We start from the raw sequence: 23,076 nt of genomic DNA, 5'->3' as shown, positions 1-23,076 counted from the left end.
CCGTAACGCGGTCATCCGTTTCCCCGGCGCAGGGCGTCCGACAGGCGCGCCGCCGCGTCGATGACGGCCTGGGCGTGCATGCGGCCCGGGTGGCGGGTCAGCCGCTCGATCGGTCCGGAGACCGAGACGGAGGCGACCACGCGGTTGGACGGGCCGCGCACCGGGGCGGATACGGACGCCACGCCCGGCTCCCGCTCGCCGATCGACTGGGCCCAGCCCCGCCGCCGTACGCCGGACAGCGCCGTCGCGGTGAAGCGGGCGCCCTGCAGGCCACGGTGCAGCCGCTCCGGCTCTTCCCAGGCCATCAGGATCTGGGCCGCCGAGCCCGCCTTCATGGGGAGGGTGGAGCCGACCGGGACGGTGTCCCGCAATCCGGACAGCCGCTCGGCCGCCGCGACGCAGATGCGCATATCGCCCTGCCGCCGGTAGAGCTGCGCGCTCTCCCCGGTCACGTCCCTGAGGTGGGTGAGGACCGGCCCGGCCGTGGCGAGCAGGCGGTCCTCACCCGCCGCCGCGGCCAGCTCGGCCAGGCGCGGGCCCAGGATGAAGCGGCCTTGCATGTCGCGCGCCACCATCCGGTGGTGCTCGAGTGCTACCGCGAGCCGGTGCGCCGTGGGGCGCGCGAGACCGGTGGCCCCGACCAGCCCCGCGAGGGTGGCCGGGCCGGACTCCAGAGCGCTCAGTACCAGAGCCGCCTTGTCGAGAACGCCGACGCCGCTAGAGTTGTCCATGAAACGATACTCGCGTCTCACAGTGTGAAACGCAAGTTCAATTTTTCGGGATACCCGCCACTCTGTAACTGGCGGGCCCGAAGGCCAGGGCACGCACTCGACACGAGTTGGGCCGGCGAAGTGGCCGGCCGGAGGGAAAGCGATGGGACGGACACTCGCGGAGAAGGTCTGGGACGACCATGTCGTCCGGCACGCCGATGGCGAGCCGGACCTCCTCTTCATCGATCTGCACCTGCTGCACGAGGTGACCAGCCCGCAGGCGTTCGACGGCCTCCGCAAGGCCGGGCGCCAGGTGCGCCGTACCGATCTCACCATCGCGACCGAGGATCACAACACCCCGACCCTCGACATCGACAAGCCGATCGCGGACCCCGTCTCCCGTACCCAGTTGGAGACGCTGCGCAAGAACTGTGCGGAGTTCGGGGTGCGTCTGCATCCGCTCGGTGACGTCGAGCAGGGCGTCGTCCACGTAGTGGGACCGCAGCTGGGACTGACCCAGCCCGGCACCACCGTCGTCTGCGGTGACAGCCACACCTCCACCCACGGCGCCTTCGGCGCGCTCGCGTTCGGCATCGGCACCAGCCAGGTCGAGCATGTGCTGGCCACCCAGACGCTGCCGCTCGCGCCGTTCAAGACCATGGCCGTCACCGTCGAGGGCGAGCTGCCCGAGACCGTCACCGCCAAGGACCTGATCCTGGCGATCATCGCCCGCATCGGCACCGGCGGCGGCCAGGGCTTCGTGATCGAGTACCGCGGCGAGGCCATCGAGAAGCTCTCGATGGAAGCCCGGATGACCGTGTGCAACATGTCCATCGAGGCGGGCGCCCGGGCGGGCATGATCGCCCCGGACGAGACCACCTTCGCCTACCTCCAGGGCCGCCCGCACGCCCCGCAGGGCGAGGACTGGGACGCGGCCGTCGCGTACTGGCGCACGCTGCGCAGCGACGACGGCGCGGCCTTCGACCGCGAGGTGGTCATCGACGCCTCCGAGCTGGCCCCGTTCGTCACCTGGGGCACCAACCCCGGTCAGGGCGCGCCGCTGTCGGAGTCGGTACCGGACCCGGCCACCTTCGAGGACGCCAGCGAGAAGTTCGCCGCCGAGAAGGCCCTGGAGTACATGGGTCTGACGGCCGGTCAGCCGCTGCGCGACATCAAGGTCGACACCGTCTTCGTCGGCTCCTGCACCAACGGCCGCATCGAGGACCTGCGCGCCGCCGCGTCGATCCTGTACGGCCGTTCGGTGGCCGACGGGGTGCGGATGCTGGTGGTCCCGGGCTCGGTGCGGGTCGCGCTGCAGGCCGTGGAGGAGGGGCTGGACAAGGTCTTCACCCAGGCCGGCGCCGAGTGGCGGCACGCGGGCTGTTCGATGTGCCTGGGCATGAACCCCGACCAGCTCGCCCCCGGTGAGCGCTCGGCGTCCACGTCCAACCGCAACTTCGAGGGCAGGCAGGGCAAGGGCGGCCGTACCCACCTGGTCTCGCCGCAGGTCGCCGCCGCCACCGCGGTGCTCGGCCACCTGGCCTCGCCCGCCGACCTGTCCGACGCCGACGTCACCGTTCCCGTGGGGGTCTGAGCAGCCATGGAAGCATTCACCACGCACACCGGCCGGGCCGTTCCGCTGCGCCGCAGCAACGTGGACACGGACCAGATCATCCCGGCGCACTGGCTCAAGAAGGTCACCCGCGACGGTTTCGAGGACGGGCTGTTCGAGGCCTGGCGCAAGGACCCGGAGTTCGTGCTCAACAAGGCCGAGCACAAGGGCGGCACGGTCCTGGTGGCCGGCCCCGACTTCGGCACCGGCTCCTCGCGCGAGCACGCGGTGTGGGCGCTGCAGAACTACGGCTTCAAGGCTGTGATCTCCCCGCGCTTCGCCGACATCTTCCGCGGCAACTCCCTCAAGAACGGGCTGCTGACCGTTGTCCTGCCGCAGGAGACCGTGGACCGGCTGTGGAAGCTGGTCGAGTCGGACCCCACCGCGGAGGTCACCGTGGACCTCGTCGACCGTCAGGTTCGAGCCGAGGGAATCACGGCTGATTTTGAGCTTGACGAGAACGCCCGGTGGCGACTCCTGGAGGGGCTGGATGACATCAGCCTCACCCTCAGGGAGGAGGCCGACATCGCCGCGTACGAGGGTGGTCGTCCCTCCTTCAAGCCCAGCACGACAGTGGCCTGACCCCCCGGTTTCCCCTGCACAGAGCGGGTTTGGCATGATGCGCCGCCAGTCCTCGGACTGGCGGCGCATCGTCATGTTGAGGCCCCGTGAAGCGACAACTCGCCTCAGATGGCACAATCAGTGCATGGAACGCGACGGCCAACTCGAGCTCTACGGTCTTGTCGCCGCCCGGCTCAAGGAAGCGCACACAAGGGTGCGCACACTGCAAGTCCCGGAGGGCGTACGGATGGCGCTGTCCCGGAAGCTGCTGGTGATCACGGCAGCGTCAAAACACGATCTCGCAGACGCGGCAAGGCGTCTGGAGCGGTTGATGAACGACCTCGACGAGGGGCGTTTCCCCGAAGATCCCGACTCCGGCCGAAGTCCGTGACGACCGAGTGCGTTGCGGCACAAGGGTGATTAGCCCGTTTCGTGTTTGATTTGCGGTATATATCTGCCTAACGTGCGAAAAAGCTTGAACACATTCGTTCTAGCAATGTCTCCGAAGGGGAAGACGTGAACAAGGCGCAGCTCGTAGAAGCGATTGCAGACAAGGTCGGCGGACGACAGCAGGCCGCCGACGCGGTCGACGCGGTACTGGACGCCGTCGTCCGTGCGGTGGTCAGCGGGGATCGAGTTTCGGTCACCGGTTTCGGTTCGTTCGAGAAGGTGGAACGGCCTGCCCGGTACGCCCGTAACCCGCAGACCGGGGAGCGGGTCCGGGTCAAGAAGACCTCGGTGCCCCGTTTCCGCGCGGGCCAGGGCTTCAAGGACCTGGTGAGCGGTTCGAAGAAGCTGCCGCGGGGCGGCGAGGTGGCCGTGAAGAAGGCGCCCAAGGGCAGCCTCCAGGTCGCCGCGAAGAAGGCCGCGGCCAAGAAGGCCACCGCCAAGAAGGCGGCTCCGGCGAAGAAGGCCGCCGCCGCCAAGAAGGCCGCGGCGAAGAAGGCGCCCGCCAAGAAGGCCCCGGCGGCCAAGGCCACCGCCAAGAAGGCGGCTCCGGCGAAGAAGACGACCGCCAAGAAGGCCGCGGCGAAGAAGGCCCCGGCGCGCAAGACCACCGCGCGCAAGGCCCCCGCCAAGAAGACCACGACCGCCAGGAAGCGCTAGCAGACGGCGCACAGCGGCACCGTTCACGCGCCGGGCCGGGCTCCCCGAGGGAGCCCGGCCCGCGGTGCGTCATGGACCCGGGAACCCCCGCCGGGGGCCTCGGAACGCCTTCAGAACGCCTTCAGGACGCCTTCAGAACGTCTGCAGGGTGACGAGGACGACGCGCCGGTCGGCACCCTCGCCCGTCACCTCGATCCGCACCCGCTGCCCCGGCCGCAGCAGTCGCAGCCCCCCGGCGTCGAAGGCCGCCGCGTCGAAGGGCACGGGCGTGCCGTCGTCGAGCAGCACACTGCCCGTACGGGCGTCGGGGTCGTAGGTGTAGGCCGTTCCCTGCATACCCGCCAGCCTAGTGCGCACCGCCCGCGTCCTCCCCGCGGGGCATCCCTCTTGCCGCCTCCGGCGGCGTTATGTCCCCGGCAGCGCGGCCCGTGGGCCGGGCGGGCGGGGAGTGCCGCACAGCCGGGCCGTGTGGGTGCCCACGCCCAGCGCCAGGGCCGCGCGCAGATCCTCGCCGGTGTCCACGTCGCGCCGCACCGAATCGACCCCGGGCAGCTCGATCTCGTATGCGCCGGACGCCCGGTGGCGGGTCCGGGAGGCGCCTCCGAAGGCGGGGGCGAGGCCGGTGCCCCGCGCCGCCGCGAGGAGTGTCGTACCGACCCCCGCCGCGTCCGCCAGAAAGGCGCGTGGGAAGCCCGCGGCGACTTCGAGCACCTGGTCGAGGTCGGCCGTCCGCAGTGCCGGGAGATCGGCGTTCAGCGCCGCCACGGAGGCGCTGGGGCGGTCCTCCCGCACCGTCCGGGCGCCGTGCGCGAGCGCCGCGTTCAGCCCGCGCCCCGGCGTATCGGGCACGATCCGGGCACCGAGGGCCGCCAGCTCGCGCCCGGCGAGCGGATCGTCCGTGACCACGGTCACCCCGCCGACCCGGCGACCGGCCAGCGCCGCTCCCACCGTGTCCTTGGCGAACGCCAGCGCGAGACCCGGCCGCAGGGTGTCCCCGGCGGCGTCGGAGAGCCTGGACTTCGCGCGCGACAAGGGCTTCAGCGGCACCACCAGCGTCCACGCCACTGGGCTTGCGTTTCTTCCCACGGGCCCCATTCTCGCCTGCTGCCCGGCTCGTCCCGTACGTGCCGGGGTTACGGTGTCCTCGACAGACCGAGTACCTGGAGCGACACTTGTGCGGCTGCCCGGACGGCAGCAAGCCAGCAGGTCAGCAGGGTCCAAGAGGAGGATGTTCCGAGTGTCCGGCCGCAGAATCGGCTTCTGGTACCGCATGGCGGCGGTCATGGTGAAACCGCCGATGGTGGTTCTGTTCAAGCGGGACTGGCGCGGAATGGAGCACATTCCGGCCGACGGCGGTTTTATCACCGCGGTCAACCACAACTCGTATCTCGACCCGCTCTCCTACGCGCACTTCCAGTACAACACCGGACGCGTGCCCCGCTTCCTGGCCAAGGCCGCCCTCTTCAAGGGCGGCTTCATGGGCACGATGCTGCGCGGCACCCGGCAGATCCCCGTCTACCGCGAGTCGACCGACGCGGCCGACGCCTTCCGGGCCGCCGTCGACGCCATCAACAGCGGCGAGTGCGTGGCCTTCTACCCCGAGGGCACCCTGACCCGCGACCCCGACATGTGGCCGATGCGCGGCAAGACCGGCGCCGCCCGGGTCGCCCTGCTCACCAAGGCCCCGGTCATCCCGGTCGCCCAGTGGGGCGCCAACGAGGCCGTCCCGCCGTACGCCAAGGAACGGCGGGTCCGGCTCTTCCCGCGCAAGACCCTCAAGGTGCAGGCGGGCCCGCCGGTGGACCTCTCCGAGTACTACGGCCAGGAGGCCACCGCCGACGTGCTGCGGGCGGCCACCGACACCATCATGGCCGCGGTCACCGAACTCCTCGGCGAGGTCCGCGGCGAGCAGGTGCCCGCCCGGGCGGCCGACGTCACCGCCGACCAGCCGTACGCCACTGACCAGCCGTACGCCGCCGACCGGCCCCACGCCGCCCATCAGCCGCGCCCCGTGGCCGAACGCCCCGTGGCCCCCGTGGCCGAAGAGGAGAGCAAGTGACGCGCTGCGCCGTCTACGGCACCGGCTCCTGGGGCACCGCCTTCGCGATGGTGCTCGCCGACGCCGGCTGCGAGGTGACGCTGTGGGGCCGCCGGCCCGATGTCGTCGAGGCCATCAACACCGGCCGCACCAATCCCGACTACTTCCCCGGCATCCGCCTCCCCGACGGGGTACGGGCCACCACCGACCCGGCCGAGGCCGCGCGCGGCGCCGAGTTCACCGTCTTCTCCGTGCCCTCCCAGACGCTGCGCGGCAACCTCGCCGCCTGGGCCCCGCTGCTGCCCGCCGACACCGTGCTGGTGTCCCTGATGAAGGGCGTCGAACTCGGCACGGCCAAGCGGATGAGCGAGGTCATCGCGGAGGTCGCCCAGGCGCCCGCGGAGCGCGTCGCGGTGCTCACCGGCCCCAACCTCGCCAAGGAGATCGCCGCCCGGCAGCCCGCGGCCTCCGTGGTGGCCTGCCGGGACGAGGACGTGGCGCGCCGCCTCCAGACCGCGTGCCACACCCCTTACTTCCGCCCGTACACCAACACCGACGTGGTCGGCTGCGAACTCGGCGGCGCGGTGAAGAACGTCATCGCGCTGGCCGTCGGCATCGCGGACGGCATGGGCCTCGGCGACAACGCGAAGGCGTCCCTCATCACCCGCGGGCTCGCCGAAACGACCCGACTGGGCCTGGCGATGGGCGCCGACGCCCACACCTTCGCGGGCCTGGCGGGCATGGGCGACCTGGTCGCCACCTGCTCCTCGCCGCTCTCCCGCAACCACACCTTCGGCACCAACCTGGGCCGCGGCATGACACTGGAGGAGACGATCGCGGTCACCCGGCAGACGGCGGAGGGCGTCAAGTCGTGCGAGTCCGTAGCGGATCTCGCCCGGCGCCACGACGTCGACATGCCGATCACCGAGACCGTGGTGGGCATCGTCCATGACGGCAAACAGCCGCTGGTCGCGCTCAAAGAACTGATGTCGCGCAGCGCGAAGGCCGAGCGGCACTGACGCCGTCCGAACCGCAAGGTAACCTCAACGCGATATGAGCAGCCAGACTCCTTCCTCAAGCCCTGTCCCGGCTTCCTCCTCCGGCCGGTCGCGGAAGCCGCGCGTCGCCGTCGTCTTCGGCGGACGCAGCTCCGAGCACGCCATTTCCGTGGTCACCGCGGGAGCCGTGCTGCGCGCCATCGACCGCGAGAAGTACGACGTGCTGCCGATCGGCATCACGGCGGACGGCCGTTGGGCGCTGACCGCCGACGCCCCCGAGCGGATGGCCATCGCGGACCGGCAGCTCCCCAGCGTCGAACGGCTCGCCGAGTCCGTGGAGGGGTCGGTCGTGCTGCCGGTCGACCCGGGCAGCCGCGAGGTCGTCTACAGCGAGCCGGGCGCGGTGCCCAAGGCCCTCGGCGACGTCGACGTCGTCTTCCCCATGCTGCACGGCCCCTACGGCGAGGACGGCACCCTCCAGGGGCTGCTGGAGCTGTCCGGGGTGCCCTATGTGGGCGCCGGGGTGCTGGCCTCCGCCGTCGGCATGGACAAGGAGTACATGAAGCGGGTGTTCCTCTCCTTCGGGCTGCCCGTCGGCCCGTACGAGGTGATCCGCCCCCGCGACTGGGAGCGGGACCCCGCCGCCGCCCGCACCAGGATCACCGACTTCGCCGCCGAGCACGGCTGGCCGGTGTTCGTGAAGCCCTCGCGGGCCGGTTCCTCCATCGGCATCACCAAGGTCGACGGCCCGGAGCGGCTGGACGAGGCCATCGAGGAGGCCCGGCGCCACGACCCGAAGGTCATCGTGGAGGCGCTGCTGCGTGGCCGCGAGATCGAGTGCGGGGTGCTGGAATTCGAGGACGGGCCGCGGGCCAGCGTGCCCGCCGAGATCCCCCCGGTCTCCACCCACGACTTCTACGACTTCGAGGCCAAGTACATCGACGCGGCCCCCGGCGTCGTGCCGGCGCCGCTCACCGCGGAGCAGACCGGGCGGGTCCAGGAGTTGGCGGTGCGCGCGTTCGACGCGGTGTCCTGCGAGGGCCTGGTGCGCGCCGACTTCTTCCTGCTGGACAGCGGCGAGTTCGTGATCAACGAGGTCAACACGATGCCCGGCTTCACGCCGATCTCCATGTACCCGCGGATGTGGCAGGAGAGCGGCGTGAGCTACCCCGAGCTGGTGGACCGGCTCATCCAGGCCGCGCTGCGCCGCTCCACGGGACTGCGCTAGCCGCGCCCGCGCCGGGCCGCCGCGGGCGCGGCTGGGCCCGGCGGCGGCCGTTCGGGGGAGCTGGATCTAGATATGGACCACCGGGCAGGTGAGCGTGCGCGTGATCCCTTCCACTTGCTGGACTTTCGCGACCACCATGCGGCCGAGCTCGTCGACCGTCTCGGCCTGGGCGCGCACGATCACGTCGTACGGACCCGTGACGTCCTCGGCCTGTATCACCCCCGGGAGCTTGGCGATGACGTCGGCGACGGTCGACGCCTTACCGACCTCGGTCTGGATCAGGATGTACGCCTGTACCACGGAACCTCCAGGGCGGCTACGAGGATCATGTGGGGAGAAGGGACGCCACGGTACCGCGTCGCCACGCGGCGCGGGGAGACCCGCGCGGCGTGCGCGGCGGGGCGGGCAGAGGGCCACGAGCACGAAGGGGCAATGCGATGAAGGGCACCGTGGGCGAGTTGGGGGAGTTCGGGCTCATCAGAGAGCTCACCTCCCGGCTCACCACCACCCCGGCGGTGAAGCTGGGGCCCGGTGACGACGCCGCGGTCGTGGCCGCACCGGACCGCAGGGTGGTGGCCAGTACGGACGTCCTGCTGGAGGGCAGGCACTTCCGCCGGGACTGGTCCACCGCCTATGACGTCGGCCGCAAGGCCGCCGCGCAGAACCTCGCGGACATCGCGGCCATGGGCGCGGTGCCGACCGCGCTGCTGCTGGGCCTGGTGGTGCCCGCCGATCTGCCGGTGACCTGGCCGGCCGAGATGATGGACGGCATCCGCGACGAATGCCAGGTGGCGGGCGCCGCGGTGGTCGGCGGCGACGTGGTGCGCGGAGACGCCATCACCATCGCCATCACCGCCCTGGGCGATCTGCGCAACCATGAGCCGGTCACCCGATCCGGTGCCCGGCCGGGCGACGTTGTCGCCGTCACCGGCTGGCTGGGCTGGTCGGCCGCCGGACACGCGGTGCTCTCGCGCGGCTTCCGCTCACCGCGCGCCTTCGTCGAGGCGCACCGCCGCCCGGAGCCGCCGTACCACGCGGGACCGGCCGCCGCCGGGCTCGGCGCGACCGCCATGACCGACGTCAGCGACGGGCTGGTGGCCGACCTCGGGCACATCGCCGAGGCCAGCCAGGTCCGTATCGATCTGCGCTCGGGGGACATCGACATCCCCTCACAGATGTCGGACATCGGTCAGGCGGTGGGCGTCGACCCGATCCAGTGGGTGCTCAGCGGGGGAGAGGACCACGCGATCGTGGCCACCTTCCCGTCCGACGTGAAGCTGCCCGCCCGCTGGAAGGTCATCGGCGCGGTGCTCAACCCGTCGGCGCTGCCGCAGGTGACGGTCGACGGGGCGCCCTGGGCGCACGCGGGCTGGGACCATTTCGGGGATGACCAGGACGCCGAGTAGATTCGGCCGTATGGCCATGTCTACCGATGCCTCTCGCGTCCCCCGCGTCCCTCGTGACCACCGGGCGCCCGTCCGCGTCCTCACCGTCGCCGGATCGGACTCCGGCGGCGGTGCGGGCATCCAGGCCGACCTGAAGACGATGCTGGCCCTGGGCGCGCACGGGATGAGCGTGCTCACCGCGGTGACGGCGCAGAACTCCCAGGGCGTCCAGGGCGCCTGGGAGCTGCCCGCGGAGGCGGTTCGCGCCCAGTTCCGCAGCGTGGTGGACGACATCGGCGTCCAGGCGGTCAAGACGGGCATGCTGGCCACGGCCGAGCTGGTCGAGACCGTCTCCGGGCTGCTCGCGGGGCTGCCCGCGCCGGTGGTCGTGGACCCGGTCGGGGTCTCCAAGCACGGCGATCCGCTGCTGGCCGCCGAGGCGCTGGACGCGGTCCGCACCAAGCTGCTGCCCACCGCCACCGTCGCCACCCCCAACCTGGACGAGGTAGCCCAGCTGACCGGCATCCGGGCCCGTTCGGAGGGCGATCTGCGGCGGGCGGCGCGCGCGGTGCTGGACTTCGGCCCGCGCTGGGCGCTGATCAAGGGCGGCCATCTGCCGGGCGAAGCGGTGGACCTGCTCACCGACGGCACCGAGGAGCACTGGCTGCGGGCGCCCCGCTACGACAACCGCCACACCCACGGCACCGGCTGCACCCTCGCCTCGGCGATCGCCACCTACCTCGCGGGCGGCATGGCGGTCCCGGCGGCCGCCGCGGCGGCCAAGGAGTACGTCACGGGCGCGATCGCGGCGGGCTTCCCCCTGGGCACGGGCATCGGCCCGGTGGACCACGCCTGGCTGACGGCCGAGCCCCGCGCGTAGCGGACGCGTCCGCAGATCCCCGCGCAGCGGGCATGCGTAAAGGCCGGTCCACTGTCATGTGTGGACCGGCCTCGGCAACCGGCAACCCCGCTTACGCGGGGGAAGGCGTGCGCCTAGCGCGAGACCTTGCCGGCCTTGATGCACGAGGTGCAGACATTGAGCCGCTTCGGGGTCCGACCGACCACAGCGCGCACCGTCTGGATGTTGGGGTTCCAACGACGGCGGGTGCGGCGGTGCGAGTGCGAGATGTTGTTGCCGAAGCCCGGCCCCTTGCCGCAGACGTCGCAGTTGGCAGCCACGGGTTACTCCAAAGACGGGTCAGCCTCGCTTCCCGCGAGGAGACAGAAACTTGAACGGAACCCCGGCGTAGCCAGGATCGTGAAAGACCGGCGGCGCCAGGGGGAATAGCCCGACTCTCATCGGGCAACCGGAGCAGCATACAACGGCCACTCCCGTACAACGAAACTATCATGGCTGCCCCCGCACCCGCGGAGGGCGCCGACTAGCCTCGATGACGCGATGCCCGACCCCGCCCATGAGTCATCCCTCACCGTCCCGAGGAGAACGTACGTGCCGCACACGCTCGACGCCGATGCGGTACGGATCTGGTGCGGGCTCGCGCTGGACGCGCTGGGCCGGGCCCGTGAGGACATCGACGCGATCAACGTCTATCCGGTCGCGGACGGTGACACCGGCACCAATCTGTATCTGACCGTCGAGTCCGCCGCGCAGGCGGTCGACGCCGCCTTCGACCGTCACCCCGCCTCGGCCGGTGCCGCCCGCCCCAGCCTCGCCGATGTGGTGCGCGCCATGGCCCATGGCGCGCTGATCGGCGCGCGCGGCAACTCCGGCACCATCCTGGCCCAGCTGCTGCGCGGCATGGCGGACGTCCTGGCCGAGGAGGGTGCCGCGGAGAGCGGCGGTACTACGGGGAGCGGCGGTACAACGGGGAGCGGCGACGAGGCGGACGGGCTGCGGCGGGCCCTGCGGCGCGCGGTCGACCTGGCGTACCTGGCCGTCGCGCATCCCGTCGAGGGGACCGTGCTGACCGTGGCCGTGGCCGCGGCCGAGGGCGCGGAGCGGGCCACCGGGGACGTCGGCGCGGTGGCGCGCGCGGCGTACGAAGGGGCGCGCGCCGCGCTCCAGGAGACCCCCGGGCAGCTCGACGTCCTGGCCCGCGCGGGCGTCGTCGACGCGGGCGGCTACGGCCTGGTCACGGTGGTGGGCGGGCTCGCCGAGGCGCTCTCCGGCGAACCCCCGGCGGCGCCGCCCGCCGCCTCCGCCATCCCCGCGCCCGCCTCCGCGCCCGTGGCCTCCGGGGAGCCCGGGCCGGTGGACTGCTCCGCCGACGGGCCCGCGTTCGAGGTGATCTACCTCCTGGAAGCCGACGACGTCGCCGTCGCCGCCCTGCGCGAGCGGCTGGACGCACTCGGTGACTCGCTCGTGATCGTCGGCGGCGACGGGCTGTGGAACGTCCACGTCCATGTGGACGACGCGGGCGCCGCCGTGGAGGCGGGCATCCGGGCCGGACGCCCGTACCGCATCCGCATCACCCACTTCGACGCCCCCGCCGAGCGACGGCCCGCCGCCCCCGAGCCCGGCCGCCCCCGGCCGGGCCGCCCCGAGCGGCGGCCGGACCGGCCGTCCGGTGAGCGCGCGTCCCGTGCGGTGGTCGCCGTCGTCCCCGGCGACGGGCTGGCCGCGCTGTGCGCCGAGGCCGGTGCCACCGTGGTCGCCGCCGAACAGGGGAAGCCGCCCGGCGGCGGTGAGCTGGCCGAGGCGATCCGGCGGGCCCACGCCCGCGAGGTGGTGCTGCTGCCCAACGACGCCGAGCTGCGCCACCCGGCGGCGGCCGCCGCCGCGCAGGCCCGCGCCGAGGGCGTACGGGTCGCCGTCATCCCCACCCGCTCCCCGGTCCAGGGCATCGCCGCGCTCGCCGTGCACGAGCCCGCCCGCAGCTTCGACGAGGACGTCGTCGCGATGACCTCCGCCGCGGGCGCCACCCGCTGCGCCGAACTGGCCGTCGCCGAACACCGGTCCTGGACCATGGCCGGGGTCTGCCAGGCCGGGGACGTCCTGGGCCTGATCGACGGCGACGTGGCGGTGATCGGCACCGAACTGGCCCCGACCGCCGAGACGGTCCTGGACCGGATGCTGGCCGCGGGCGGGGAGATGGTCACGCTGGTGCTCGGCGCGGACCTCCCGGACGAGATCGCCGAGCGGCTGGAGCGGCACGTACGGGAGGGCCATTTCGCCGTCGACACGATCGTCTACCGGGGCGGCCAGCCCTCCGCGCCGCTGATCATAGGCGTCGAATGATCCCGGGCATGTTCTGAGCGTGATCTCGGGCATGACCCCGTGAATGGCCCCGGTTGTCGGTGGTGTGGTGTGCAATGGACCGCGTGCCCGTGCTGGATGAACCCCTGAAGAAAGTCCTCGGCGGCAACACCGCGAAGGTGATGGCCGAGCACCTCGGCCTGCACACGGTCGGCGACCTGCTGCACCACTACCCGCGGCGGTACGCGGAGCGCGGCGAGCTGACGCGCCTGGCCGATCTGCCGCTGGACGAGCATGTGACCGTCGTCGCGCAGGTCGCGGACGCGCGGGTGCACAAGTTCAACAGCGGCCGGGGCCAGCGGCTGGAGGTCACCATCACCGACGGCAGCGGCCGTCTCCAGCTCGTCTTCTTCGGCAAGGGCGTCCACAAGCCGCGCTCCGAACTGCTGCCCGGCAGCCGCGCCATGTTCGCCGGGAAGGTCTCGGTCTTCAACCACAAGCGGCAGCTGGCGCACCCCGATTTCAAGCTGCTGCGCGCGGACAGCGGCTCGGATGACGTGGAGGCGTTCGCCAACCAGCTGCTGCCGCTGTACCCGGCCTGCAAGCAGATGGAGTCCTGGCAGATCCAGCAGGCGGTCGACACCGTGCTGGGCCCGGCGGGCCAGGAGGACACCGTGCTGGCCGGGCTGATCGACCCGCTGCCCGAAAGCCTCCGCGAGGGCCGCGGGCTGGCCACGCTGCCCGGGGCGCTGCGCCGCGTCCACCGCCCGCGCACCAAGGCCGACATCGCCGCCGCGCGCGACCGGCTCAAGTGGGACGAGGCGTTCGTCCTTCAGGTCGCTCTCGCCCGCCGCCGCCAGGCCGACGCGACGGCGCCCGCGGCGCCCCGCAGGCCGGTGGACGGCGGTCTGCTGGACGCCTTCGACGCCCGGCTGCCGTTCACCCTGACCGACGGCCAGCAGCGGGTCAGCGCCGAGATCTTCGCCGAACTGGCCACCGACCACCCCATGCACCGGCTGCTCCAGGGCGAGGTGGGGTCCGGCAAGACGCTGGTCGCGCTGCGCGCGATGCTCAGCGTCGTCGACGCCGGGGGCCAGGCGGCGATGCTCGCGCCGACCGAGGTCCTCGCCCAGCAGCACCACCGTTCGATCACGGAGATGATGGGCGAGCTGGCCGAGGGAGGAATGCTCGGGGGCGCCGAGCAGGGCACCAAGGTCGTGCTGCTCACCGGCTCCATGGGGACCGCGGCCCGCCGCCAGGCGCTGCTGGACCTGGTCACCGGCGAGGCCGGGATCGTGATCGGCACCCATGCCCTGATCGAGGACAAGGTCCAGTTCCACGACCTGGGCCTGGTGGTGGTCGACGAGCAGCACCGCTTCGGCGTCGAGCAGCGCGACGCCCTGCGCTCCAAGGGCAAGCAGCCGCCGCATCTGCTGGTGATGACGGCCACCCCGATCCCGCGGACGGTCGCGATGACCGTCTTCGGCGACCTGGAGACCTCCGTCCTGGACCAGCTGCCGGCCGGCCGTTCCCCGATCGCCTCCCATGTGGTGCCCGCCAAGGACAAGCCGCACTTCCTGGCCCGGACCTGGGAGCGGGTGCGGGAGGAGGTGGCGGGCGGACACCAGGCGTATGTGGTGTGCCCGCGCATCGGCGACAACGAGGACGAGGGGGGCCAGGAGAGCGGGACCAAGGCGGCGAAGGAGAAGACCGCCGAGGACGAGGCGGAGAAGCGCCCGCCGCTCGCGGTCCTCGACGTCGCCGACCAGCTCGCCACCGGCCCGCTGCGCGACCTGCGGGTGGAAGTGCTGCACGGCCGGATGGCGCCGGAGGCCAAGGACGAGGTGATGCGTCGCTTCGCCGCGGGCGGGGTGGACGTGCTGGTCGCCACGACCGTCATCGAGGTGGGCGTCAACGTCCCCAACGCCACCGCCATGGTGATCATGGACGCCGACCGGTTCGGCGTCTCCCAGCTGCACCAGCTGCGCGGCCGGGTCGGGCGGGGGTCGGCCCCGGGGCTGTGTCTGCTGGTGACGGAGATGCCCGAGGCGAGCCCGGCCCGTGGGCGGCTCGGCTCGGTCGCGGCCACGCTCGACGGCTTCGAGCTGTCCCGGATCGACCTGGAGCAGCGCCGCGAGGGCGATGTCCTCGGCCAGGCCCAGTCCGGTGTCCGCTCCTCGCTGCGGGTGCTCGCCGTCATCGACGACGAGGAGGTCATCGCCGCCGCCCGGGAGGAGGCCACCGCGATCGTCGCGGCCGACCCCGAGCTGACCGGCTACCCGGAGCTGCGCACCGCGCTGGACGCCCTGCTGGACAAGGAGCGGGAGGAATTCCTCGACAAGGGATGAGCCGCCGGGCGCCGCGCGGGGGGTCCCGTGCGGCGCGGGACGCCATATCGTGGAGGGGCGGCGACCCGGCGCGTACACGGTGTACCACCCGCCGCTTGCCCGATCCACCGAGACAACTACCGCGACGAGCACCGCCCCGAGCCACCGCCCCGATCCACCGAGACGACCACCGCGAAGGACTGCCACACCCATGACCCGCGTGATCGCCGGTGCGGCCGGCGGACGCCGCCTGGCCGTACCGCCGGGAAACGGCACCCGACCCACTTCGGACCGGGCGCGCGAGGGCCTGTTCTCCACCTGGGAGTCGCTCCTCGGCTCGCTGAGCGGGGCCCGCGTCCTCGATCTGTACGGCGGCTCGGGCGCGGTCGGCCTGGAGGCGCTGTCCCGGGGCGCGGCCCATGTGCTGCTGGTCGAGTCGGACGCGCGTGCCGCCCGCACCATCCGGGAGAACGTCCGGGTGCTGGGGCTGCCCGGCGCCGAGCTGCGGACCGCGAAGGCCGAGGCGGCCGTCGGCGGCCCGCCCCCGGCCACCGGCCCGTACGACGTCGTCTTCCTGGACCCGCCCTACGCCGTCACCGACGACGATCTCCGCGAGATCCTGCTCACACTCCGTGGCAAAGGCTGGCTCGCACCGGATGTGCTGGTCACCGTGGAGCGCAGCACCAGAGGCGGGGAGTTCGGGTGGCCGGCCGGATTCGAGGGACTGCGGTCCCGTCGTTACGGCGAGGGCACGCTTTGGTACGGTCGCGCCGCCTCGACGTGCGACAACGCGTCATGACCGGACCCGAGAGCGAGGAACTTCCGTTGCGCCGCGCAGTCTGTCCGGGGTCCTTCGACCCCGTCACCAATGGGCACCTGGACATCATCGGCCGAGCGTCCAAGCTCTATGACGTCGTCCACGTCGCCGTGATGATCAACAAGTCCAAGCAGGGACTGTTCACGGTGGAGGAGCGGATGGATCTCCTCCGCCAGACCACCGCCGAGTACGGCAATGTGCAGGTCGAGGCCTTCCACGGGCTGCTCGTGGACTTCTGCAAGCAGCGCGACATCCCCGCCATCGTCAAGGGGCTGCGGGCCGTCAGCGACTTCGACTACGAGCTGCAGATGGCCCAGATGAACAACGGCCTGTCGGGCGTGGAGACCCTCTTCGTGCCCACCAACCCCACCTACAGCTTCCTCTCCTCCAGCCTGGTCAAGGAGGTCGCGGCCTGGGGCGGCGACATCTCCCACCTGGTGCCCCCACTGGTCCTGGAGGCGCTGGGCGACCGGCTCCGGCGGACGTGACCGCGGCTGACCACTGACGGCGTGTCAGCGGGTGTCGGGCAGGCGCCCGCTGGCCGTACAGTCGGTCCCGTCTCATCCCCTCCGACTCAGACTGCGAGCACCCAAGGTGGACGTGCAGAAGAAGCTCGACGAGATCGTGAGCGCCGTCGGCAGCGCCCGGGCCATGCCCATGTCGGCCTCGTGCATGGTCAACCGCGCCGACCTGCTCGCCATGCTCGAAGAGGTGCGCGCCGCGCTCCCCGACTCCCTCGCCCACGCGGAGGAGCTGATCGGCGGACGGGACCGGATGGTGGACGACGCCCGCCAGGAGGCGACGCGGATCATCGAGTCCGCGCACGCCGAGCGCGCCCGGCTGAGCTCGGAGACCGAGGTGGCCCGCACGTCCCAGGAGGAGGCCGACCGGATTCTCGGGGAGGCCCGCCGGGAGGCCGAGGAGATCCGCGCCGAGGCCGACGACTACGTCGACAGCAAGCTCGCCAACTTCGAGGTCGTGCTGACCAAGACCGTCGGGTCGGTGGACCGCGGCCGCGACAAGCTGCTCGGCCGGGTGCCCGGCGGCGACGGCATGGACGACGAGCCGGAGCGCAGCGCCGACCCGCACACCCTGCGGCAGCGCGCCGACGAGTACGTGGACACCAAGCTGGGGGCCGTCTCCGCGGTCCTCGGCAAGACCCTGGAGGCGGTCGGCCGCGGTCGGCAGAAGCTGCTTGGCTCCCGCCCGGCCGATGAGCTGGGCGCCCATATGGACGCCCAGGACGCGGCCGCCCAAGCCCTGCGGACCAGCGACGACGACTACTACGCGGGGCTGGCCCAGTCCCAGGGCGCCGCCGTGCAGCCCGCGCCCGCGCAGCAGCCCGTCATCCAGCCCGCCGTCATCCAGCCCGTCGTCATCCAGCCCGCGGCCGTCCAGCCCGGCGTGATGGACCCCGCTGCGATGGACCCCGCCGCGATGAACCCTGGCGTGATGGACCCCGTGGCGATGGACCAGGCCGCGGCCGACGCCGGGTACTACGCCGCCGCGGGCTACTCGCAGCAGGATGCGTACGGCTATCAGCAGCAGGGCTACGTCCAGCAGCCGGACCCCTACGCCCAGCAGGCGGGCTACCCGCAGCAGGACGCGTACGGCTGGCAGCAGCCCCAGGGCTACGACCCGAACGGCTACGTCCAGCAGCAGCACCCGCAAGCGCCACAGCAGCCTCCGTACTCCCCGCAGCAGCCGGGAGCGGCGCTCGACGAGACCAGCCTGTTCGACACGAGCATGATCGACCTCGATCAGCTGCGTCAGTACGAGCAGGGACGCTAGAGCGGCTCTGGACCCGATTGGGCCTGGAGCGACCCGTCCAGTATCCTGGCTCTTCGGTCGCGAGTACGTCCGCGATCTCGGCTGCCCGCTTCAAGTCCATGCCGGGCGGCCCGCCGCAGCGTAGAAAGCAGGAAGCCCTGAACGCCCGCCTCGACCACCGTGCCCCCCTCGTGTTCGACACACGCGAGCTGGGGCGGCGTCCTGGTGCGCTGAAGCGGGTCTCCCGCTCCGTGGCGGCCCCCAAGGATCTCGGTGTCGAGGTCATCGGGGTGCGGGAAGGCGCGACCGTGGAGCTTGAGCTCCGCCTGGAGTCGGTCATGGAAGGGGTGCTTGTCACAGGCACCGCCCGTGCACCGCTCACGGGGGAGTGCGTAAGGTGTCTGGAGCCGCTGGAGCGAGAGCTCGAAGCGGATTTCCAGGAGATGTACTCCTACCCCGACGCCGACGACCGGAGCCGCGAAGCGGACACCGGCGACGACGCCGAGGAGGAGGACACGCTCTTCCTCGAGGCCGACCTGTTCGACCTCGAACCGGTGCTGCGCGACGCGGTGGTGCTCTCACTGCCGCTGCAGCCGGTGTGCCGGGAGGACTGCCCCGGGCTGTGTGCCGATTGCGGCGCACGGCTCGTGGACGACCCGGACCACCACCACGAAGCCGTCGACATCCGTTGGGCGGCATTGCAGGAACTCGCCGGGTCCATTCAGGACGGCGAGAAGGACAACGCCCCCCGCCAGCGCGGGGATGACCCACAGGAGAAGTAGCCGTGGCTGTTCCGAAGCGGAAGATGTCGCGCAGCAACACGCGCCACCGCCGGTCGCAGTGGAAGGCTGCGGTCCCCACCCTGGTGGCGTGCGAGCGCTGCCACGAGCCGAAGCTGCAGCACATCGCGTGCCCGAGCTGCGGCACCTACAACCGCCGCCAGGTCCTCGAGGTCTGATCGGCGGGTGACAGGCTCTATGTCGGACGCCAGCACGCCGTCCCGCAAGCGCGCGGGTGAACCTCGCGGAGGTCATCAGCGCGGCGGCGATACGGTCCAGGCGGACAAGGCCTCGTCCCACACGATCCTGGAAGGGCGGCTCGGGTATCAACTCGAGTCCGCCCTTCTGGTGCGTGCGCTGACCCATCGCTCCTTCGCGTACGAGAACGGCGGTCTGCCCACCAACGAGCGGCTGGAATTCCTCGGGGATTCGGTGCTCGGCCTGGTGGTCACCGACACGCTGTACCGCATCCACCCGGATCTGCCCGAGGGCCAGCTGGCCAAGCTGCGGGCCGCGGTGGTCAACTCGCGCGCACTCGCCGAGGTCGGCCGGGGTCTGGACCTCGGCGCCTTCATCCGGCTCGGCCGGGGCGAAGAGGGCACCGGGGGCAGGGACAAGGCATCCATCCTCGCCGACACCCTTGAAGCGGTGATCGGCGCGGTCTATCTCGACAGGGGACTCGACGCCGCCGCCGAACTGGTGCACCGGCTCTTCGACCCACTGATCGAGAAGTCCTCGAACCTCGGCGCCGGCCTGGACTGGAAGACCAGCCTCCAGGAGCTGACCGCCACCGAGGGTCTCGGGGTTCCGGAATACCTGGTCTCCGAGACCGGGCCCGACCACGAGAAGACCTTCACGGCTGCTGCCCGCGTCGGTGGTGTCGCGTACGGCACCGGCACCGGCCGCAGCAAGAAGGAAGCCGAGCAGCAGGCGGCCGAGGCCGCCTGGCGCGCGATCCGGGCGGCCGCCGACGAGGCGCAGGCGAAGGCCAAGGCGGAAGCCGAAGCCACGGCGGAGGCTGAAGCCAAGACGGAGGCTGAAGCCGAGGTCAAGGCGGAGGCCGAAGTCACGGCAGAAGCCGAGGTCAAGGCGGAGGCAGCGGCCGAGGCGGAAGTCACGGCCGAGGCTGCCGCCGAAGGCGCCGAGGCCGCGAGTGCCCCGGCCGCCGACTCGGCCACCACCACCCGTTAGGCACCGCCCCCGGGCCCCGGTCACCGACCGGGGCCCGGGGTGCCGGTGATCCCTCGTCGCAGGAGACACGTTGCCCGAGCTGCCCGAGGTCGAGGTGGTCCGGCGCGGTCTGGAGCGCTGGATCAGCGGCCGTACGGTCGACGAGGTCCAGGTGCTGCACCCCCGCGCGGTACGCCGCCACCTGGGCGGCGCGGAGGACTTCGCGGCCCGTATGAAAGGCCGTCGCGCCGAGGCGGTCCGCCGCCGCGGCAAGTATCTGTGGCTGCCGTTCGAGGACACCGCCGAAGCGGTCCTCGCCCACCTCGGCATGAGCGGCCAGCTGCTCGTCCAGCCCGGCGACGCCCCGGACGAGAAGCATCTGCGCATCCGGGTCCGGTTCGCCGACGACGTGGGCACCGAGCTGCGCTTCGTCGACCAGCGCACCTTCGGCGGCCTCTCGCTGCACGGCTCCGTCCCCGGTGATCTGGAGGGGCTGCCGGACGCCATCGCGCACATCGCCCGCGACCCGCTGGACCCCGCCTTCGACGAGGCGGCCTTCCACCTCGCGCTGCGCCGTCGCCGTACCACCGTCAAGCGCGCCCTGCTCGACCAGTCGCTGATCAGCGGCGTCGGCAACATCTACGCCGACGAGGCGCTGTGGCGCGCCCGGCTGCACTACGACCGGCCGACCGCCACCCTCACCCGGCCGCGCTCCACGGAACTCCTCGGCCATGTGCGGGATGTCATGAGCGCGGCACTGGCGGTGGGCGGCACCAGCTTCGACAGCCTCTACGTCAATGTGAACGGCGAGTCGGGCTACTTCGAGCGCTCCCTCGACGCCTACGGCCGGGAGGACGAGCCGTGCCGCCGCTGCGGCACCGCCATGCGCCGCCGCCCCTGGATGAACCGCTCCAGCTACTTCTGCCCGCGCTGTCAGCGCCCGCCGCGCCCGGCCGGGGCCTCGGCGTTCTCGGTGCGCCGCCCGTCGTAAGCCTCCCGGGCCGTCAGCACCTCCGGCATCCGCGCCTCGACCAGGCCGATCAGCGCGAGCAGCCGTTCGGCGACCGCGAGCCCCAGCGGGGTGAGCCGGTAGTCCACCCGCGGTGGATTGACCGGCTGCGCCTCGCGGTGCACCAGACCGTCCCGCTCCAGCGCGTGCAGCGTCTGGGACAGCATCTTCTCGCTGACCCCGTCGACCCGCCGCCGCAGTTCGTTGAACCGGCAGCCGCTCTCGTACAGTGCGGTCAGGGTGAGGCCGCCCCATTTGCCGGTGATGTGCTCCAGCGTGGCGCGGGACGGACAGGCGCGCGCGAACACGTCGAAGGCCTCGTCCCCGGCGGCGTCCTCCTCCGGGCGGCTTCCGGCGATGCGTTCACATTCCATGCACACACCATACGCGCGCAGCGCTCTCTCCTGGATCGCGCTGTCGTCCGGTGAGCGCTCTCTGTGTCTAGTACCCGAAGTCCTGGGTCCACCAGGGGCCGTCGTCGCCGAAGTGCGTGCCGACGCCGAGTGTCGTGTACTGGCAGTTGAGGATGTTCGCCCGGTGGTCGGGGCTGTCCATCCACGAGTCCATCACATCCTGCGCGGTGGTCTGCCCGCGCCCGATGTTCTCCCCGCCCAGGTCCAGGATGCCCGCGAGCTTGGCGCGGTCCCAGGGGTCCTCGCCGTCCGGGCTGGTGTGGTCGAAGAAGTCGCGTATCGCCATGTCGTCGCTGAAGTCCTGCGCCAGCTGGGCGAGTTTCCGGTCCTCGGTCACCGGCCGGCAGCCGGCCGTGGCCCGCTCCTGGTTCACCAGGGCGATGACCGCCTTCTCGGCCGCCGCCGTCCGGTCCGGCTTCTCCGGCGGGAGGCTGGGCACCGGGTCGGTGGTGGGCGTACGGGACGGAGTGGCCGAATCCGAGCCGTCCCCGCCGCCACCGCCGCCGGTCCCGCCGGGCTTGCTGCCGGAACCCGGGCGCTCGGCCGGGCTCGTGGACGGCGTTCCGGCGGGCTTCGAGGGCGTCTTGGAAGGGGTCGTGGACGGCGACCGCGGGCTCGTGTCGCCGGAGCCCGTCGACGTCCCGGTGCCGCCCGGCGGGAAGGCCGTCCCCGGGTCCTGGGTCTCCAGGCCGGTGCCGGGCGACCCGCCGGCCTGCACCTGACCGGCGGGTTCACTGGCACCGCCGAGGCCCGAGGGGCTGCCCGGAACCAGTCCGGAGGCCATGGCCACAGCGCCCACCGCCATCGCGGCGGAAACGCTCAACAGTCCAGTTCTCACCGGTGCGAGAGGGCTACGGCGCGGTCCCCGGTGGCGGCCGGCGCCCACCTCGGGCGGGGTCGCGGAGCCGGGGGCAGATCGTCGATGGCGGCCCATCTCCTGCCTTCCTTGTGCGCGAGGGGTCAAATGTGTGGCTCGTGTGGGCAACTCATGTGTCACTCGTGTGAGTGAGTCTCGCTGAGCCGGGACTGTACGCCATGCGGCAGGAGATGAATGTGCCGAGGCGCCAATTAGCCCGTTAACGTGCACACATGAACGACAACGTGCGCCTCACCGCGTGGGTCCGCGGCCGTGTCCAGGGCGTCGGCTTCCGGTGGTTCACCCGGGCCAACGCGCTGCGCGTCGGAGGCCTCGCCGGTTTTGTCTCCAACCTCGCCGACGGCCGCGTACAGGTGGTCGCGGAGGGCCCGCGTGCGGGCTGCGAACAGCTGCTCGACTGGTTGCGGGAGGGCGACACGCCCGGGCGGGTCGACGGTGTCACCGAGATCTGGGACACACCGCGCGGCGGTTACGACAGCTTCGAGATCCGCTGAGCGAGCCCCCGCGTGACCCCCGTTCGGCCCTCTTCCGGCACCCCGCTGACCACGCCTTCCGTGCGCGCTGTGAGCAGAAATCGGCTGATGGTTGCGAATGGCGCCGCTCCGTGGAAGGCTGCGGAGCGTAGGAAGATCCCCAACCGCTACGGGTCCTCTGGAGAGCGGCGGCGCAGCTCGCGCCCCGATGTGCTCTCGGCCCTCGCGGTGCCCGGCGGCATGTGATCGTGTTGACCCTCAAACCAATTGGTGAGACTCTGGAAGTCCCCGCGCACCTTAGCTTGTCCGCCACCTCAGCACGGCAATATCGGCAGACATCGCGGGTGCGAATCCCTCACGACCCACACCGCTTCGGTCGGTCACTCAGTGTGGAGGACCATCCATCATGGCAAAGGCGCTTCTCGGTTACGTCGGCGGCTCCGACCCCCGAGTCCTCGCCGAGATGCGACGGCTTCAGCAGCGCGTTCAGGATCTTGAATCCGAGCTGGTTCGGATTCAGGCCGAGAACGACTCGCTGTCCGCCGCCGCTCGTCACGGCGACTCGCTGCTCGACAGCATCGACGTACCCCAGGCGGAGCCTGCGCTCGCCTGACCCAGCCCTCGGGCCGGTCGGGCTGAACCGTC

Annotated in this window: 27 protein-coding genes; 20 read left to right on the top strand and 7 right to left on the bottom strand. The window is 71.9% G+C overall.

Features of this window, described 5'->3' with window-relative positions; genetic code table 11:
- Positions 1 to 11: 11 nt before the first annotated feature.
- Positions 12 to 731 (bottom strand): IclR family transcriptional regulator NdgR, encoded by a 720-nt coding sequence (gene ndgR / locus ABZ370_RS17385; RefSeq protein ID WP_358621206.1) that lies wholly within the window; start codon positions 729 to 731, stop codon positions 12 to 14.
- A gap of 142 nt (positions 732 to 873) precedes the next feature.
- Here ndgR and leuC point away from each other — a divergent pair, with 142 nt between their 5' ends.
- The 4 genes from leuC (at position 874) to ABZ370_RS17365 (ending at position 3,990) form a co-directional block, all read left to right on the top strand.
- Positions 874 to 2,304 (top strand): 3-isopropylmalate dehydratase large subunit, encoded by a 1,431-nt coding sequence (gene leuC / locus ABZ370_RS17380; RefSeq protein ID WP_358621204.1) that lies wholly within the window; start codon positions 874 to 876, stop codon positions 2,302 to 2,304.
- A 6-nt stretch (positions 2,305 to 2,310) separates the two neighbouring features.
- On the top strand, positions 2,311 to 2,904 hold the full coding sequence (gene leuD, locus ABZ370_RS17375) for a 3-isopropylmalate dehydratase small subunit (protein ID WP_358621201.1): 594 nt from the start codon (positions 2,311 to 2,313) through the stop codon (positions 2,902 to 2,904).
- A gap of 124 nt (positions 2,905 to 3,028) precedes the next feature.
- Positions 3,029 to 3,274, top strand: coding sequence for a hypothetical protein (locus ABZ370_RS17370; protein WP_358621199.1), 246 nt, complete (start codon positions 3,029 to 3,031; stop codon positions 3,272 to 3,274).
- Positions 3,275 to 3,399: 125 nt separating this feature from the next.
- On the top strand, positions 3,400 to 3,990 hold the full coding sequence (locus ABZ370_RS17365; protein WP_358621196.1) for an HU family DNA-binding protein: 591 nt from the start codon (positions 3,400 to 3,402) through the stop codon (positions 3,988 to 3,990).
- 132 nt (positions 3,991 to 4,122) lie between these two features.
- Here ABZ370_RS17365 and ABZ370_RS17360 read toward each other — a convergent pair whose 3' ends face one another.
- Both ABZ370_RS17360 and cofC read right to left on the bottom strand, forming a co-directional pair.
- Positions 4,123 to 4,326, bottom strand: coding sequence for a hypothetical protein (locus ABZ370_RS17360; protein WP_358621193.1), 204 nt, complete (start codon positions 4,324 to 4,326; stop codon positions 4,123 to 4,125).
- A gap of 69 nt (positions 4,327 to 4,395) precedes the next feature.
- The gene (gene cofC / locus ABZ370_RS17355) at positions 4,396 to 5,055 is read right to left on the bottom strand and encodes a 2-phospho-L-lactate guanylyltransferase (RefSeq protein ID WP_358621593.1); all 660 of its coding nucleotides are present in this window, start codon (positions 5,053 to 5,055) and stop codon (positions 4,396 to 4,398) included.
- Positions 5,056 to 5,227: 172 nt separating this feature from the next.
- Between cofC and ABZ370_RS17350 the strand changes: the two genes are divergently transcribed.
- Genes ABZ370_RS17350 through ABZ370_RS17340 form a run of 3 tightly spaced genes read left to right on the top strand, consistent with a single transcriptional unit; the run spans position 5,228 to position 8,254 of the window.
- Positions 5,228 to 6,049 (top strand): lysophospholipid acyltransferase family protein, encoded by an 822-nt coding sequence (locus ABZ370_RS17350; RefSeq protein ID WP_358621190.1) that lies wholly within the window; start codon positions 5,228 to 5,230, stop codon positions 6,047 to 6,049.
- Positions 6,046 to 7,047, top strand: a complete 1,002-nt coding sequence (locus tag ABZ370_RS17345; protein WP_358621188.1) for an NAD(P)H-dependent glycerol-3-phosphate dehydrogenase — start codon at positions 6,046 to 6,048, stop codon at positions 7,045 to 7,047. Before ABZ370_RS17350 ends, ABZ370_RS17345 begins: the two co-directional genes overlap by 4 nt.
- Before the next feature lie 34 nt (positions 7,048 to 7,081).
- Complete coding sequence (locus tag ABZ370_RS17340) at positions 7,082 to 8,254, top strand: D-alanine--D-alanine ligase family protein (protein ID WP_358621185.1); 1,173 nt, start codon at positions 7,082 to 7,084, stop codon at positions 8,252 to 8,254.
- Positions 8,255 to 8,320: 66 nt separating this feature from the next.
- Here the strand turns inward: ABZ370_RS17340 and ABZ370_RS17335 are convergent, their stop codons facing one another.
- Positions 8,321 to 8,554: an Lrp/AsnC ligand binding domain-containing protein gene (locus ABZ370_RS17335; RefSeq protein ID WP_009714774.1), complete on the bottom strand. Its 234-nt coding sequence runs from the start codon at positions 8,552 to 8,554 to the stop codon at positions 8,321 to 8,323.
- A gap of 137 nt (positions 8,555 to 8,691) precedes the next feature.
- On the opposite strand from ABZ370_RS17335, the gene ABZ370_RS17330 reads away from it, so the two are divergent.
- The gene (locus ABZ370_RS17330) at positions 8,692 to 9,660 is read left to right on the top strand and encodes a thiamine-phosphate kinase (protein ID WP_358621182.1); all 969 of its coding nucleotides are present in this window, start codon (positions 8,692 to 8,694) and stop codon (positions 9,658 to 9,660) included.
- A 16-nt stretch (positions 9,661 to 9,676) separates the two neighbouring features.
- Entirely contained in the window at positions 9,677 to 10,519 is an 843-nt protein-coding gene (thiD, locus tag ABZ370_RS17325) for a bifunctional hydroxymethylpyrimidine kinase/phosphomethylpyrimidine kinase (protein ID WP_358621590.1), read from the top strand.
- Positions 10,520 to 10,632: 113 nt separating this feature from the next.
- Here thiD and rpmB read toward each other — a convergent pair whose 3' ends face one another.
- Positions 10,633 to 10,818: a 50S ribosomal protein L28 gene (rpmB, locus tag ABZ370_RS17320; RefSeq protein ID WP_009714771.1), complete on the bottom strand. Its 186-nt coding sequence runs from the start codon at positions 10,816 to 10,818 to the stop codon at positions 10,633 to 10,635.
- A gap of 271 nt (positions 10,819 to 11,089) precedes the next feature.
- On the opposite strand from rpmB, the gene ABZ370_RS17315 reads away from it, so the two are divergent.
- The 9 genes from ABZ370_RS17315 (at position 11,090) to mutM (ending at position 20,650) form a co-directional block, all read left to right on the top strand.
- Positions 11,090 to 12,838, top strand: coding sequence for a DAK2 domain-containing protein (locus ABZ370_RS17315; protein ID WP_358621179.1), 1,749 nt, complete (start codon positions 11,090 to 11,092; stop codon positions 12,836 to 12,838).
- A gap of 74 nt (positions 12,839 to 12,912) precedes the next feature.
- Positions 12,913 to 15,144 carry an ATP-dependent DNA helicase RecG gene (recG, locus tag ABZ370_RS17310; RefSeq protein WP_358621176.1) on the top strand — a complete coding sequence of 744 codons (2,232 nt, stop codon included), beginning with the start codon at positions 12,913 to 12,915 and terminating at the stop codon, positions 15,142 to 15,144.
- Positions 15,145 to 15,334: 190 nt separating this feature from the next.
- Positions 15,335 to 15,922 (top strand): 16S rRNA (guanine(966)-N(2))-methyltransferase RsmD, encoded by a 588-nt coding sequence (gene rsmD / locus ABZ370_RS17305; protein WP_358621173.1) that lies wholly within the window; start codon positions 15,335 to 15,337, stop codon positions 15,920 to 15,922.
- The gene (coaD, locus tag ABZ370_RS17300; RefSeq protein ID WP_358621170.1) at positions 15,919 to 16,428 is read left to right on the top strand and encodes a pantetheine-phosphate adenylyltransferase; all 510 of its coding nucleotides are present in this window, start codon (positions 15,919 to 15,921) and stop codon (positions 16,426 to 16,428) included. The genes rsmD and coaD overlap by 4 nt, the downstream gene beginning before the upstream one ends.
- A gap of 106 nt (positions 16,429 to 16,534) precedes the next feature.
- A complete protein-coding gene (locus ABZ370_RS17295) occupies positions 16,535 to 17,731 on the top strand; it encodes a cell division initiation protein (protein ID WP_358621168.1) in 1,197 nt (398 codons plus the stop codon).
- Positions 17,732 to 17,829: 98 nt separating this feature from the next.
- Positions 17,830 to 18,492 (top strand): YceD family protein, encoded by a 663-nt coding sequence (locus ABZ370_RS17290; RefSeq protein ID WP_358621165.1) that lies wholly within the window; start codon positions 17,830 to 17,832, stop codon positions 18,490 to 18,492.
- A 2-nt stretch (positions 18,493 to 18,494) separates the two neighbouring features.
- Positions 18,495 to 18,668, top strand: coding sequence for a 50S ribosomal protein L32 (rpmF, locus tag ABZ370_RS17285; protein WP_065965136.1), 174 nt, complete (start codon positions 18,495 to 18,497; stop codon positions 18,666 to 18,668).
- 19 nt (positions 18,669 to 18,687) lie between these two features.
- On the top strand, positions 18,688 to 19,680 hold the full coding sequence (gene rnc / locus ABZ370_RS17280) for a ribonuclease III (RefSeq protein ID WP_358621161.1): 993 nt from the start codon (positions 18,688 to 18,690) through the stop codon (positions 19,678 to 19,680).
- A gap of 70 nt (positions 19,681 to 19,750) precedes the next feature.
- Positions 19,751 to 20,650 (top strand): bifunctional DNA-formamidopyrimidine glycosylase/DNA-(apurinic or apyrimidinic site) lyase, encoded by a 900-nt coding sequence (mutM, locus tag ABZ370_RS17275; RefSeq protein WP_358621158.1) that lies wholly within the window; start codon positions 19,751 to 19,753, stop codon positions 20,648 to 20,650.
- Here the strand turns inward: mutM and ABZ370_RS17270 are convergent.
- Positions 20,593 to 21,042 carry a helix-turn-helix domain-containing protein gene (locus tag ABZ370_RS17270; RefSeq protein ID WP_358621155.1) on the bottom strand — a complete coding sequence of 150 codons (450 nt, stop codon included), beginning with the start codon at positions 21,040 to 21,042 and terminating at the stop codon, positions 20,593 to 20,595. The two genes, mutM and ABZ370_RS17270, sit on opposite strands and share 58 nt — an antisense overlap.
- 67 nt (positions 21,043 to 21,109) lie before the next feature.
- Complete coding sequence (locus ABZ370_RS17265) at positions 21,110 to 21,904, bottom strand: CAP domain-containing protein (RefSeq protein ID WP_358621153.1); 795 nt, start codon at positions 21,902 to 21,904, stop codon at positions 21,110 to 21,112.
- A 266-nt stretch (positions 21,905 to 22,170) separates the two neighbouring features.
- Between ABZ370_RS17265 and ABZ370_RS17260 the strand changes: the two genes are divergently transcribed.
- The gene (locus ABZ370_RS17260; RefSeq protein ID WP_358621151.1) at positions 22,171 to 22,452 is read left to right on the top strand and encodes an acylphosphatase; all 282 of its coding nucleotides are present in this window, start codon (positions 22,171 to 22,173) and stop codon (positions 22,450 to 22,452) included.
- A 385-nt stretch (positions 22,453 to 22,837) separates the two neighbouring features.
- Positions 22,838 to 23,044 carry a hypothetical protein gene (locus tag ABZ370_RS17255; protein WP_358621148.1) on the top strand — a complete coding sequence of 69 codons (207 nt, stop codon included), beginning with the start codon at positions 22,838 to 22,840 and terminating at the stop codon, positions 23,042 to 23,044.
- The last annotated feature ends 32 nt before the right edge of the window (positions 23,045 to 23,076 follow it).

This window comes from Streptomyces sp. NPDC005962 (assembly GCF_040629205.1).
Lineage (GTDB): Bacteria > Actinomycetota > Actinomycetes > Streptomycetales > Streptomycetaceae > Streptomyces.
Note: the sequence above shows the minus strand (reverse complement) of the source record. Positions and strands in the feature narration are given on the sequence as shown.